Origin of the sequence: Holdemania sp. Marseille-P2844 (assembly GCF_900120005.1) — a bacterium.
Classification (GTDB): Bacteria; Bacillota_I; Bacilli_A; order Erysipelotrichales; family Erysipelotrichaceae; genus Holdemania.
In genome coordinates this window covers 379,274-393,150 of the sequence record NZ_LT635448.1, presented here as the reverse complement: position 1 = coordinate 393,150, position 13,877 = coordinate 379,274, and the positions used below count along the sequence as shown (strand labels likewise).

At 48.0% G+C, this 13,877-nt stretch carries 16 protein-coding genes; all 16 read right to left on the bottom strand.

All coding sequences use genetic code 11. The features are described 5' to 3' along the window. Positions 1-149 precede the first annotated feature (149 nt). Entirely contained in the window at positions 150-1,652 is a 1,503-nt protein-coding gene (locus BQ7364_RS02710) for a type I restriction-modification system subunit M (RefSeq protein WP_072683277.1), read from the bottom strand. Further along, a complete protein-coding gene (locus BQ7364_RS02705) occupies positions 1,652-2,707 on the bottom strand; it encodes a Fic family protein (RefSeq protein WP_072683276.1) in 1,056 nt (351 codons plus the stop codon). Before BQ7364_RS02705 ends, BQ7364_RS02710 begins: the two co-directional genes overlap by 1 nt. A gap of 686 nt (positions 2,708-3,393) precedes the next feature. Next, positions 3,394-4,353 (bottom strand): ATP-binding protein, encoded by a 960-nt coding sequence (locus BQ7364_RS02700; RefSeq protein WP_255370382.1) that lies wholly within the window; start codon positions 4,351-4,353, stop codon positions 3,394-3,396. A 29-nt stretch (positions 4,354-4,382) separates the two neighbouring features. Further along, entirely contained in the window at positions 4,383-4,625 is a 243-nt protein-coding gene (locus tag BQ7364_RS18480) for an AAA family ATPase (RefSeq protein ID WP_200798748.1), read from the bottom strand. Positions 4,626-4,888: 263 nt separating this feature from the next. Continuing rightward, positions 4,889-6,169, bottom strand: coding sequence for an amidohydrolase family protein (locus BQ7364_RS02695; RefSeq protein WP_072683275.1), 1,281 nt, complete (start codon positions 6,167-6,169; stop codon positions 4,889-4,891). Positions 6,170-6,437: 268 nt separating this feature from the next. Then, complete coding sequence (gene atpC, locus BQ7364_RS02690; protein ID WP_072683274.1) at positions 6,438-6,830, bottom strand: ATP synthase F1 subunit epsilon; 393 nt, start codon at positions 6,828-6,830, stop codon at positions 6,438-6,440. 3 nt (positions 6,831-6,833) lie between these two features. Beyond that, positions 6,834-8,237: a F0F1 ATP synthase subunit beta gene (gene atpD / locus BQ7364_RS02685; RefSeq protein WP_072683273.1), complete on the bottom strand. Its 1,404-nt coding sequence runs from the start codon at positions 8,235-8,237 to the stop codon at positions 6,834-6,836. 14 nt (positions 8,238-8,251) lie between these two features. Continuing rightward, a complete protein-coding gene (gene atpG / locus BQ7364_RS02680) occupies positions 8,252-9,094 on the bottom strand; it encodes an ATP synthase F1 subunit gamma (protein WP_072683272.1) in 843 nt (280 codons plus the stop codon). Positions 9,095-9,097: 3 nt separating this feature from the next. Then, the gene (atpA, locus tag BQ7364_RS02675) at positions 9,098-10,618 is read right to left on the bottom strand and encodes a F0F1 ATP synthase subunit alpha (protein ID WP_072683271.1); all 1,521 of its coding nucleotides are present in this window, start codon (positions 10,616-10,618) and stop codon (positions 9,098-9,100) included. A gap of 4 nt (positions 10,619-10,622) precedes the next feature. Further along, the gene (locus BQ7364_RS02670; protein WP_072683270.1) at positions 10,623-11,165 is read right to left on the bottom strand and encodes a F0F1 ATP synthase subunit delta; all 543 of its coding nucleotides are present in this window, start codon (positions 11,163-11,165) and stop codon (positions 10,623-10,625) included. Beyond that, positions 11,146-11,670, bottom strand: a complete 525-nt coding sequence (gene atpF / locus BQ7364_RS02665) for a F0F1 ATP synthase subunit B (RefSeq protein ID WP_072683269.1) — start codon at positions 11,668-11,670, stop codon at positions 11,146-11,148. The genes BQ7364_RS02670 and atpF overlap by 20 nt, the downstream gene beginning before the upstream one ends. A gap of 41 nt (positions 11,671-11,711) precedes the next feature. Beyond that, positions 11,712-11,942: an ATP synthase F0 subunit C gene (gene atpE / locus BQ7364_RS02660; protein WP_006057958.1), complete on the bottom strand. Its 231-nt coding sequence runs from the start codon at positions 11,940-11,942 to the stop codon at positions 11,712-11,714. Positions 11,943-11,961: 19 nt separating this feature from the next. Then, the gene (locus BQ7364_RS02655) at positions 11,962-12,687 is read right to left on the bottom strand and encodes a F0F1 ATP synthase subunit A (RefSeq protein ID WP_072683268.1); all 726 of its coding nucleotides are present in this window, start codon (positions 12,685-12,687) and stop codon (positions 11,962-11,964) included. Next, positions 12,680-13,033, bottom strand: a complete 354-nt coding sequence (locus BQ7364_RS02650; protein ID WP_072683267.1) for a hypothetical protein — start codon at positions 13,031-13,033, stop codon at positions 12,680-12,682. The genes BQ7364_RS02655 and BQ7364_RS02650 overlap by 8 nt, the downstream gene beginning before the upstream one ends. Positions 13,034-13,042: 9 nt before the next feature. Further along, a complete protein-coding gene (locus BQ7364_RS02645; RefSeq protein WP_072683266.1) occupies positions 13,043-13,228 on the bottom strand; it encodes an AtpZ/AtpI family protein in 186 nt (61 codons plus the stop codon). Continuing rightward, positions 13,228-13,848, bottom strand: a complete 621-nt coding sequence (gene upp / locus BQ7364_RS02640) for a uracil phosphoribosyltransferase (RefSeq protein WP_072683265.1) — start codon at positions 13,846-13,848, stop codon at positions 13,228-13,230. The genes BQ7364_RS02645 and upp overlap by 1 nt, the downstream gene beginning before the upstream one ends. Positions 13,849-13,877: the final 29 nt, after the last annotated feature.

Genomic DNA, 13,877 nt, shown 5'->3' with positions numbered 1-13,877 from the left:
ACCCAAGGAATTGTTCCTCCATTCCAAAACTCTGCTTTTCCTCTTGAAGGTGTTCCACCTGACTGTATATCACATATTGATGAAAGTTTAATTTTATTCATCCATTCATCCCCACAAATCCGAATTTATCATTCAGATTTTTCTCCTTTCTATCCTTCCAGTAAAGCCTTTAGTTCTTCTAAATTCTTATCTATTTCTTTGTTTAATGCCACAATATCCGCAAGTATTTCATGAGTTGGCGCATACTCCACTTTTTCATACACGACTTCTTTATATTTGTTAATAGAAAGATCATAGTTGTTATTCACAATTTCTTCTTTATTGACAAAGAAGCTTTGATCTGTACGTTTTCTATCAATTTCTTTATCAAGGTTTTTAAATCTATTAATGATATCTGGAATATCATTTTCTTTGACTATTGAACGTTTATCATCCAATGAAAAGCCGTCAGCTTTCATATCATAGAACCAGACTTTATCTGTTCCACCGTGACCTGTCTTCGTGAAAATGAGGATTCCTGTAGAAACTCCGGCATATGGCTTAAATACGCCAGACGGCATGGAAATGACAGCTTCCAGTCGATTCTCCTCAATAAGCGCTTTTCTGATTTGCACATGAGCGTTGCTTGATCCAAACAAAACTCCGTCCGGAACAATACAAGCGCAACGACCGCCAATCTTTAACATTCTTATAAATAAAGCCAAGAATAACAACTCAGTCTTTTTTGTTTTAGCGACTTTTAACAGATCGGATGATACGGATTCCGCATCTAATGTGCCTTTAAACGGAGGATTTGCTAAAACTAACGAGTATTTATCCTGATCCAAATTTTGATCCGAAAGACTGTCCCGATACTCAATGAAAGGAGATTCTACCCCATGTGTCATCATGTTCATGGCTCCAATTCGAAGCATCGTTCGATCCATATCAAAACCATGAAACATATGATTCATGTAGTGATCTCGATTTTCCTTATTCATTAAAATATCATTTTTATAAGTGTCGATAAGATAAGTACTGGCTTCAACTAGAAATCCTGCGGTTCCACAAGCAGGATCACAAATCGTATCTTCTGGTTTCGGATTTACTAATTTGACCATCATTTCAATAATATGTCTTGGTGTTCTGAACTGACCATTCCTGCCCGCCGTCGCAATCTTCGACAAAAGATATTCGTATACATCTCCTCGGATATCTTTTTTTTCAGATTTGCTCATAGAATCATAAATATCATCCAGTGAATCAATGACCTTAGATAAAACTAAAGGAGTTGGTAATTTAAATATCGCATCATCCATGTATTTTGAATACGCACTGTTCTTATCAGCATGTAGATTCTTAATAAAAGGAAAAACCCAATCTTGCATAATCTCATACATCTTGCCGGCAGGAAAATCATGAAAGACTGACCATTTAAGTTGATTCCCATTAATTGACCTTTCACCAATTTGAACTTGTTCTGAGAAAATACTTTTAAAGGGTAAACCCAGTATCGCATTTTCTTTTGCATTTTTATTATCTACATCATCTAAATCACGAATGAACATTAGATACGTTATTTGCTCAATAACTTCTAACGGATTGGTTAAGCCACCTGCCGCAAAGATATCCCATAAACTATCAATCTTATTTTTTAATTCACCTGTAATCATTATTCTTTCTCCTCATTCCAAATATAGGAAGTATATCTTCCTCCGCTAATCTTGATGATTTCTCCTTTATCAACTAATTCAATTAAAGCTCTTTGAATCGTAATCTGACTGATGTCCGGACATTGTTTCATAATCTCCGCTTTTGTAATCTTGCCCACATTTCGTTTAATAATTGCGCGTACCCTTTCAGGTTTAGAAAATCCGGATTCAATCAGAATTTGGACTCGTGAAGAAAAATCGCGATATGCGGCAACAATGGCACCTAGATAATATTCAACAAAGGGTGTATAGTCATTATTATTTTCATGCCAGCCTAGCGAACTTTGCTGCAAAGCTTCATAATAGCTTTCTTTTGTAGTTTCAATTAGCTTTTCGATGCTGATATATTTGCCGACAATATAGCCTGATTTATACAAAAGTAATAATGTTAGTAATCGGCTCATTCTTCCGTTGCCATCATTAAACGGATGAATGCAAAGGAAATCCAAAATAAACATGGGCATCAAAAGAAGTGGATCAACATTATCTTTCAAGGCTTGATTGTATGCATCACATAATTCATCAATAGCTTCAGGCGTTCTCCATGATTCGACGGGGCGAAATCTGATTTTACTATTCCCTTGAGAATCCGTTTCAGCGATGATATTATCGGCATTCTTATATTTTCCACCAATGCTTAAACCTGTAAACTTATACATCCCTCCATGCAGCTGTAAAAAGTAATTTGATCGAATCGGAATGTAATCATAGTTTTCGTGAATCATATTTAATATGTCCCGATAACCCGCTATTTCTTTCTCATTTCTGGTCTTAGGCATCGTTTTATCCATAACAATTTTCTTTAATCGCTCATCAGATGTATAAATGCCTTCAATCTTATTCGACGCGTCTACGCTTTGAATCTTTGCAATTTCAACAAGATCGCTTAATTTATCTGCATTGGATTCAATAAACAGATTTTGTTCCCCTTTATATTCATGAATAGTTGTCAATAAGGAAACAATTTGAGGTGTCAATAAACTTTTCGATAATTCGCTATATTCAAATTTTTTCATATCCGTCTCCTTTCTGCAGAGAAACATCAATAAGTCCAGAAATCAGAATTCCTATTTAAACGAATTTAGAATTTATGCTTTCCGACAGTTTCATTATAGATTCAATATTATCAAAAAGCAATTCAATTTTATCATTTTTAAAATTTTGATATAATTAAAATCTAAAATGATAAAATTGAATTGCTAAAAAAGTGAACTTGAATTATTAGATTAGGACATCGTTGCGTTTAATCATGCCATAACTTTACTTAATTAAGGTCTCATAATAGAGATATAAGATTGGTTTTCGGGTTTTTTTCACCATTTTACGCAGTCTTTTTCCAAACCGTCATAAAAATCAATGACCACCTCATATGTTGTCTTATTGCTGCTGGATCATTATTACCATAATCAGGATCTTGATCATCACACATATAGTATATAAAAGACTTTTTTTGACCGGGTTCAGCACTACATTATCATAGCATATTTTTTTCTTACCCTTTACGATGGCAGGGCAAAACAAAATAAGAAGATTCATCAATTCCCTCTACAATTTCATAATTCATTATTCCGCTCACCTTCCTTGGCTATTCTTAAAGCTTACTTACTAAAATCTTTAACCAGTCCTCAGAGCTTTACAGACCTGCATGATTTTTTCGATCGTATTCTGAGCACACCACGTAATACCGAAGAACATATCGCCCCTATGCATTCGATTCTTCAAGCAGCCAGTCAATGACATTCACGACTTTAATTCCATTGTAATTTCCGGGTGTAAAACGATCCAAAGTAAGAACAATTTTCTCATAATTATCCTGGATATTTTGCAGAGGCTTCATTTCACGATTAAACGTTTCTTCCGCCGTCATGTTCGCTGTTACCTGAATATACGTGATTATATCCTGTTTTTGAGCTACAAAGTCAATTTCTGTATTTCCCAGTTTACCGATATACACGCGATATCTTCTTCGTAGAAGTTCTAAATATACGATATTTTCAATCGAAAAACCGAGATCATAATTCTTTCGCGGCAGCATCACAGTCCGAAGTCCTAAATCCACAAGATACCATTTCGCATTAACCTTCAGTAATTGTTTTCCTACGACGTCAAAACGATCTGCCTTGTAAAAAATAAACGCTTCTGACAAAGCTTCCATGTAATCGCTCACGGTATTCGGCGAAATTTTTCTGCCGCTGGAAATCAGCGTATCTGTTACCTTTTTAGCGGATACCGGACTGCCAACGACACTCGCCAAATAACGAGCGATGGTAAGCAATAACGCCGCATCTGTTGTTTTTCGCTGATTCCCGTCGTTATTTTTTCGATTCTGACGTTCTTCGATATCTTTTACAACGACTGTATTCAGAATTCCTTCCAGATAATCCGGAGCTTTTTCGGATGTCTTGTTCACTGTGGCAAGATAAGGAAAGCCGCCGTTACGCATATAGTTCAAAAATGCCTGATCGAGATTCTCTGGTTTTTGCGCTTCAACAACTTCCTTGAAGGATAAAGGCAACAACGTAATTTCAATATAGCGCCCTGACAATAAAGTAACTAAATCACCAGAAAGTAAATAAGTATCGGAAACTGTTATATAAATATCCACATTTTCCTTTAAAAAGAGACTGTCGACGACTTTTTCAAAAGCTTCTACTCTTTGAATTTCATCAAGAAAGATATAGGTCCTTTTATTTAAACAAAACTGCTTTTGAATAAAGCATATAGTGTCTTATAATCTAACAAAGCTTCATCTTCCAAGCCATCAAAATTGATTGAAATAATTTGATCTTCTATTATCCCTTCTTTTATCATACGTTCCTGCATTTGCTTTAATAGTGTCGATTTTCCGCAACGGCGAATACCGGTGATCACCTTGATGACTTTTTCATCTTTCCAGGCTGAAAGCTGATCTAAGTATGTCTTTCTTTCTATCATGATCGTCCTCCACTATACGTTCTCATCGTAGCCTGAATTCAATTTTTATAATCGATAATTCTATTATTACTCCTATGGGTGGATTGATTTCTATTATGATATCTGGAATAGCCCTATTCAATTTTATCATTTTTGTAAATTTGATATCATTGAATCCCTAAATGATCAAATTGAACGCTTATTCATCCCTCTTTAAGCTTTATAAACCGATCGCCGGGCTGTATCTCTGCAGTCCGGCAATCGTTGTATTTATATCCCTATGTCTAAATAAACTGATCCAGCGCCTGTTCGACCTCCGGCATTTTCTTGACCTGCGGATCCGCATAACGCTTGCCGCGGGCGACCACCATGCTGACCTTCCTCAGCGCTGTTAAATCTTCCAGCGGATTCTTTTCCGTGACGATGAAATCCGCACACTTGCCGACCTCGATGGAACCTGTCTGATCGCCGATTCCCACCAGCTCGGCGTTGCGTTTAGTCGCGGTATACAGCGCGAAAGCGTTGGAAACACCGCAGAACTTATGGAAGTAGTTGACTTCCCGCCACATATCGTAGTGTGTGATATACGGACAGCCCGTATCCGTGCCCAGGCCGACCGGAATGCCGTTGGCCAGACATTCCTTCGCACATTCGACAATGCCGTCGAAAACGACCTTGCCATTGTACTGTTCCATTTCTGAAACATGACTGACAGCCCGGTCAAATAATGCATAAGGCAGGGCGGGTGACAGTGTTGCCACCTGGCAGGCCTTGCGGTCTTTGAACAGCTGGATAATCTCCGCGCTCGGCATCGCGCCATGCTCGATCGTATCGACGCCGTTTTCCAACGCGACCTGTACGCCCTGCGGACTTTCCACATGCGCCGCTACCTGCAGCCCCAGAGCATGCGCTTCTTCGCACGCCGCCTTCACGATTTCCGGCGACATTTTCAATTCTCCCGGCTCCCCTTTAACCTTCGCGTCCAGCACGCCGCCAGTGATCATCAGCTTGATCAGATCCGGCTTTTCCTTGGCGATCTGACGAACAAAAGACCGTGCCTGTTCCGGAGAGGTCGCCTCATACGCCAATGATCCGGCCATGTGGCCGCCCGGCACGGAAATTGCCATATTCCCCGCCAAAATCCGCGGTCCGTCAATTTTGCCCGCCAGCACCGCATCGCGGATTTTCGTATCGACGTCCTCAACGCCACCGACCGTGCGGATCGTCGTCACGCCGCTCATCAGCTGTGTCTTTGCGTACCCTTCGCACATCTTCAACATGATTTTGCGCAGGAAATTGTTGCTTGTCATCAGCTTGACCAGTTTCTTCGGATCGCTCTGTTTCTTCTTCGGCTTGCCGTTGGCCGGCAGATGAACGTGCAGATTGATCAACCCCGGCATGATGTACTGCCCTTTCAGATCGACGACCTGCGCGCCTTCATAAGCGGACTGCTGCGGCTCGATCGCGATAATTTTTTCCCCTTCGGTAATCACGGCCATCCCCACCTGCGGTTCCATGTTCTCGGAACCATCTAACAGGATTCCATGGATATAAACTGTTTTCATAAGTCACCCTTCCCTTTCCTATCATTATAAGAGTTTCTTTTTCAGATTGAAACCGCTTTGCGGAAGAATGGGGCAATAACTGCCGATCCTTTTCTGAAACTCATGAAAACAAATCAGTTCGCCGCCGGTTCCCGCCTATTTTTCTTTCTATCTTTCCCCGGAATTCAATCCCTTTAATCTTCTTTTTATCAAGACTGCTTAAAAGCTCGGTGAAAACATGAAAAACGACGACCTTTCCTTTTCAGATCAGATCGTCGTTTTCTTTGGTTTATTTGAGCTCGTTTTTCACGGAGATCCGGTTGATCGCTTTTTTCAAAGCCACCTCTGCCCGGCGCATGTCCATATTCGGATCATCCAGCCGTGCTTCGGCGCGCTGCTTCGCTTCCTCGGCCCGGCGCAGATCGATTTCCTCTTTGGACTCAATCGCGTCGGTCAGGATCGTCGCCAGATCGTTTTCAAAATATAACAGACCGCCGGCGACCGCGTATTCCTTGCGGCCGTCGCTTTCTTCCGTAATCATGCGGGAGATGGCCAGCGGCGTGACCAGCGGTACGTGACGGGATAAAATTCCCAGCTGACCGACAGTGCTGACCACATTCAGGATGGTGGTATCCATTTCCTTCGCCAGTCCTTCCGGCGTCACCACGCGGCAGTGGATCATATGCTACTGCCCCAGCTGGCGGGCTTTCTCCGCCGCTTCTTCAATCGTGCCAACAAACATAAACGCCTGTTCCGGCAGATCGTCATACTTGCCTGCCAACAGCTCTTTGAAGCTGCGGACCGTTTCACTCAACGGTACATATTTCCCCTTATACCCGGAGAACTGTTCCGCGACATGAAATGGCTGCGACAGGAAGTTTCGTGCCCGGCGCGCCCGGTTGACGATTTTCTTGTCTTCATCCGACAATTCGTCCATCCCCAGGATTGCGATGATATCCTGCAGTTCTTTATACCGCTGCAGAAGCTGCTGGACGCCGCGGGCGACTTCGTAATGTTCGTCGCCGACAACCAGCGGATCCAACATGCGGGAGCTGGATTCCAGCGGATCCACCGCCGGATAAATACCCAGCGCCGCAATCGAACGATCCAGAACCGTCTTGGCGTCCAGATGGGAGAATGTCGTCGCCGGCGCTGGGTCGGTCAGATCGTCCGCCGGCACATAGATTGCCTGAACCGACGTGATCGAACCGCGCTTGGTCGAGGTGATGCGTTCCTGCAGCTGACCCATTTCCGTCGCCAACGTCGGCTGATAACCGACCGCCGACGGCATCCGGCCCAGCAGTGCGGAAACTTCCGAACCCGCCTGGGTAAAACGGAAGATATTGTCGATAAACAACAGGACGTCCTGACCTTCCTGATCGCGGAAATATTCCGCCATCGTTAAGCCGGACAGCGCCACGCGCATTCTCGCGCCCGGGCTTTCGTTCATCTGACCATAGACCAGCACGGTCTTGTCCAGAACGCCGGAGTCCTTCATTTCATGATACATATCGTTGCCTTCACGGGTTCGCTCGCCGACCCCGGCGACAACGGACATGCCGCCGTGTTCCTTGGCAATGTTGTGGATCAGCTCCTGCATCAGCACGGTTTTGCCAACGCCGGCGCCGCCGAACAGACCGATCTTGCCGCCGCGGGCATACGGGCAAAGCAGGTCGATGACCTTGATGCCGGTTTCCAGAATTTCCGCAGACGTCAGCTGTTCCTCAAAGGAGGGCGCGGCGCGGTGAATCGGCAGTTTTTTATTTGGTTCCGGCAGTTCGCCCAGACCGTCGATCTCCTCGCCCAGGACGTTGAACATCCGGCCCAGCACCTGCTGGCCTACCGGCACGCTGATCGGCGCTTCGGTATCGAGGCAGTCCATGCCCCGGACCAGACCATCGGTGGAAGCCATCGCGATGCAGCGCACGACGTCGTCGCCAATATGCTGAGCCACCTCGACAGTGATGCGCTGGCCTTCGCCTTTCTCCACCACGATCGCATTGTTCAAGGCCGGCAGCTGACCGGCGGCATAACGGATATCCACGACCGGTCCGATGACCTGTACGATTTTTCCAATATTTTTAGCCATAAATTCTCCTTTCGCTACGAGGCGTCCGCCCCGGCGACAATTTCTGTGATTTCCTGCGTGATCGCCGCCTGACGTGCCTGGTTGTACTGCAGCGTCAGCTTGTCGATCAGCTCGTCGGCGTTATCCGTCGCGCTTTCCATCGCCACCCGCCGGGAACCTTGTTCCGCGGTTTTGGTCTGCATGTGCGCGCTGTATAACAACGAGCGGACGTACATCGGAATTAACGAATTCAGAATGGCGTCCGGCCCCGGTTCAAATAAGGTTTCCACCTTAAACTCCCGGCCTTCGCGTTCCATCGGACTGACCGGCAGCAGCGTCAGCAGCTGCGGCGTAAACGTTACGGCGTTGACAAACTGGCAATAGAGAATCTGAATCTTGCCAATCTCACCGCTGACGTACAGTTTCAGCGCTTCATCCGCCAGATCGTTAAACACATAGAAATCAACATGATCGGAGCCGATCGGCTCGCGGATCAGATTAAATCCCTTCTGCCGCAGCGTGCTTGTGCCTTTGGTTCCAATCACGATCATTGGATCCTGCGGATCCAGAACTTCGCCGGCCATCCGCAGCAGGTTGGCGTTGTATGCCCCGCACAAGCCCATGTCCGAGGTGAACATGAACGTCAGCGTGCGCGGCGATTGATTTTTCTTTAAATAAACGCATTCGCTTTCCGGGTTGTTCGCCAGAATCTGACTGACGATCTGGCGCAGTGTATCCGCGTATTCCCGGTTCTTTTCCATCTGCACACGCTGTTTCTGCAGCTTGGCGTTGGCGATCAGTTCCATCGCGCTGGTGATTTTCCGGGTGGCGCTGACGGAACGGATGCGTCCCTTTAACGCTTGCTTTCCCTGCGCCATGGGTTACATCCCACTGATCAGCTGAAACTGCTGCAGATATTCGTCCATCGCCTGTTTCAGCGCGGTTTCCAGATCGGCGTCGATCTTCTTTTCCGATTCAATCCGGGCGATCAGATCGGCTTTATCCTGAGCAAAGAACTTGTGCATGCCTTCCTCGAAGCCCTTGATCTGTTCAACCGGTACATTTTTGAGATACCCGTTCTTCGCGGCAAACAGCGACAAGACCTGCTGGCTCATCGTCAGCGGAGAATACTGGCCCTGCTTTAACAGCTCGGTCAGCCGCGCGCCGTGGTCGATCGTCGCTTTGGTCACCGGATCCAGGTCGGAACCGAATTGAGAGAAGCTCAGCATTTCATGATACTGGGCCAAATCCAGCTTCAGCGAGCCGGAAACCTGCTTCATCGCTTTGGTCTGCGCCGCACTGCCGACACGGGATACGGACAAGCCGCTGTCGACGGCCGGCCGCACGCCGGCGTTGAACAGTTCCGTCTGCAAGAAAATCTGACCATCGGTAATCGAAATGACATTGGTCGGAATGTATGCCGAAATATCGCCGGCCTGGGTTTCGATGATCGGCAGCGCCGTCAGGGAACCGCCGCCCAGCTCGTCGTTCAGCTTCGCCGCCCGTTCCAACAAACGGGAATGCAGATAGAAAACGTCGCCCGGATACGCTTCACGTCCCGGTGGTCTTCTTAACAGCAGCGACATGGTGCGGTAAGCGACCGCGTGTTTGGAGAGGTCGTCATAGATGATCAGGACATCTTTGCCCTGTTCCATCCATTCCTCGCCGATCGCGCAGCCGGCATACGGGGCCAGATATTGCAGCGGCGCCATTTCGCTGGCCGTCGCCGCGACGATCGTCGTGTAGTCCATCGCGTCGTGCTGACGGAGTTTTTCCATAATCTGCGCGACGGTGCTGGCCTTCTGACCGATCGCCACATAAATACAATAGACGTCCTGTCCCTTCTGGTTCAGAATCGTATCGACCGCGATCGCCGTCTTGCCGGTCTGACGGTCGCCGATGATCAGCTCACGCTGGCCTTTGCCAATCGGGATCATGGAGTCGATGATCTTCAAACCGGTCATCAACGGCTGATGCACGCTTTTCCGCGTCATGACGCCCGGCGCTACCCGTTCTACCGGACGGGTCTTGTCGCTGGCAATCGGGCCTTTGCCGTCAATCGGCTGGCCTAATGCGTTGACGACGCGTCCCAGCATACCGTCCCCAACCGGAACCTCGACGATCCGCCCGGTGCGTTTGACTTCGTCGCCCTCTTTAATCAGCGTGTCGTCGCCCAGCAATACCGCGCCCACATGGTCTTCTTCCAGGTTCAGCACCATGCCGTAAACATCATGCGGGAACAGCAGCAGCTCGGAGGACATCGCTTTGTCCAATCCCTGAATCAGCGCGATGCCGTCGCCGACACGAATGACATAGCCGACGTCGTTCGACTGAATTTTATCTTCATAGTGCTTGATCTGTTCTTTGATCAGCGCACTGATTTCTTCAGGTCTTAAACTCATTCTCTCACCTGCTTTCCTTCAACAGTTCACTTTTCAGTGATTCAATTTTTGATTTCATGGAGCCGTCGATCACTTCATTGCCGATCACCACTTTAATGCCGGAAATCAACCGCGGATCGACCCGGTTGGTCAGTTCCAGATTCTGTCCCTGCCGCTTCGCCATCGCTTGTTCGATGCGCTCCACGTCTTCCTTCGCCAATTTGCGTGCGGAATAGACAACCCCTTCCGCCACGCCGCGCTCGGCGTTTTCCAGACTGATAAACTGGCGGAGAATCTCAACGGCATGCTTCGTTCGTTTCTTGTCGATCAGCAAATCGAGGAAATAAATGAACATGACGTCGATCCGCCCGGCAAACAGGGTGTTCACCATCTGTTTTTTTTCTTCCGCGCTGATCTTCACCGCGTTGAAAAAATCCAGCAGCTGCGGATTTTCTTCCACGACGGCCGCTAAGCAGCGGGCCTGTTGTCCCCAGCGGACCAGTTCGCCGCTTTCCTTTGCCAGCTCAAACAGCGCTTCGCCATACCGTTCAGCGACCTGACTGGCCATACGCGCTTACTTCCTTTACAAATTGATCGACAGCCTGACGATCGCCGGCCTCAATGCTCTTTTCTCCGATCAGCTTCTCCGCGGCGCTCATTGCGACTTCGACCATTTCCCGATGGATTTCACTCTGCATCTGCGAGCGCTCCAACTCAATCTGGCCGCGCGCCCGGATAATTTGATCATCGGCTTCCGTTTTTGCTTTGCGCACAATTTCTTCGCGCACGCTCTTGGCTTCCACCGTCGCCTTTTCAATCATCGTCTGAGAACGGGTTACCGCTTCCTTCAATTCCTGACGGGCGTTTTCGCGATCCTGCTGCGCCTGTTGGCGGGCCTGCTCGCTGGCGGTCAGCTCCTCCTGCATCTTTTCGGCGCGCCGGTCCAGCATACCGGTGATGCTCTTCCACAAAAATTTCTTAATGACCAGAAACAGCACCAGCGTGGAGCACAGCTGCGTCAGCATCGTAATCGGATTGGGAAGCAGTTGGCCGATTACATCTATCTCAATCATATCTTCCCTCCTGCTCTATCGTTTTCGTACACGTGTCTGGTTTAGAAGACGAAGATCAGCAGGATCGCTACCAACAAGCCGTAAATGGCGCAGGTTTCAGACAGCGCGATACCCAGAATCATCGTCGAACGAATTTTGCCTTCCGCTTCCGGATTGCGGCCGATCGCCTCAACGGCCTTGCCGGCGACGAAACCTTCACCAATACCTGTCATCATACCGGTCATAACAGCCAGACCGGCGCCGATTGCGATTAAACCTTTTGCGATATCCATAATTTTTTCCTCCTAATAGTTATGCTTTTTTCATCTCGTCCGGAACTTCATTGCCAATAAAGACCATCGTCAGGGTAATGAAGATCAGGGTCTGGATAAATCCGGCGAACAAGTCAAAGTAGAAATGCAGCGCCGGGGTCAGAATCGGAGCGATGAAGTTGATCGCCGATCCGACGGGAACAATAAAATTGATTAAAGCGGTCGAGCACCATGACGTAAAGCTGTAAACCAGAGACATGATAATGCCTCCGCACAGCACGTTGCCAAACAGACGCAGCGACATCGACAGCAGCGTCGAGAATTTGCCGAAGATATTCATCGGCAGAAAGACCGGAATCGGTTCGATAAACGAATGCATGTACGCCTTGAAGCCGCCGGCTTTGAGCTGCGCGATCTGGACGAGCACCCACGTGATGAACGTCAGCATCAGCGTGACGCTGTAATTGCCTGTGGGAGAAGAGAAGCCGAACAGGCCCAGAATATTGCTTAAAAAGATGTAAATCGCAATCGTCGTGACATACGGCGACAGATTTTTAGCGATCCGGGGTCCGACATTGTCCTTCACCTGGTTATCGAGCGTTTCCACCAGCATGATTGCCAACAGGACCAGCCCGTGCGGTTTGGCCAGCGGATCGGTCTTGTCGATTTTCTTCGACAGCGCGATGACGGCCAGACACAACAGGATAGTGACGCCCAGAATGACGAAGACATCCGATTGGATCGTCAGGTGCAGCGGTTTACCCATCTTTTTCCCTCCTTTCTAAAACAGAATCAAGAATCAGAACAAATTTCATCAGAAACAATCCGCCGGCCGCCGCGAAGATATTGAACACCTCGGGCGCCAGCGCCGCGATCAACAACGGCAGCGCCATCAGAAGATAGCTGAACAGGAAATGGCCGATCAGGCCGATTTTCCCGGCTGCCTGCTGATCAAGAACCTGATCGCAGAACATCGTCGTGCGCCAGTACAGCAGTGCGGAAATCATTGCGCCGAAGACGTAGCCGGACGCAATCCGCCAATCGGTGAAGACGCCGGTCAGCACGATCAGGCTCGATACAACCAGCGCGATAGAAATGGCTTGTTTACGCATACGTTTTCCTTACTTTGTTTTTGTCAGCTGCCACAAAGCCCCGAACGCGCAGAACGCGCCGCAGACAATTCCGCCGACCGTGCCCCAGGGGCGGACGGCGCAGACATGATCCAGCGCCAGTCCGACCAGCGTCGGCGCCAGAATGGAAACGACGATAGTGAAGCCCAGCGTCAGCGCCTGAACAAGGCCTTTCACTAACGCGTGCCGAAGATCCGGTCGCCGGCATCGCCCAGACCCGGAACGATGTAGCCTTTTTCATTTAAGTGATCATCCAGCGCGGCCAGATAGATATCGACGTCCGGATGCGCTTCCTCAACGGCTTTGACGCCCTCCGGCGCGCCGACCAGACAGACCAGCTTAATCGTTTTGGCGCCGCGTTTTTTGATCATGTCGATCGCCGCAACGGCGGAACCGCCGGTCGCCAGCATCGGATCCAGCACCATATTCACGGCGTCCGGCATCGTGTTGGGGAACTTGGCAAAATATTCGTGCGGCTGCAAGGTTTCTTCATCGCGGTACAGACCGATAAATCCAACCTTGGCGGTCGGAATCAGATCGGTGATACCGTTGACTAACCCCAGCCCGGCGCGCAGGATCGGAATCAGAACAATTTCCTTGGATAGTTCTTCCGTCTGGCATTCGCAGATCGGCGTTTGAATCGTCACCGGTCTGGTCGGCAGATCGCGGCAGATTTCATACGCCATCAACCCGGCGATTTCATCCAGATTCTGACGGAAATCCTTGGTTCCGGTTTCCACCTTGCGCATCTGGGCCAGCTTGTGTGTGATCAGCGGGTGATTCAATACTTTCAACATAAGCTCTCTCCTTATTCTGTTAGCGTTAT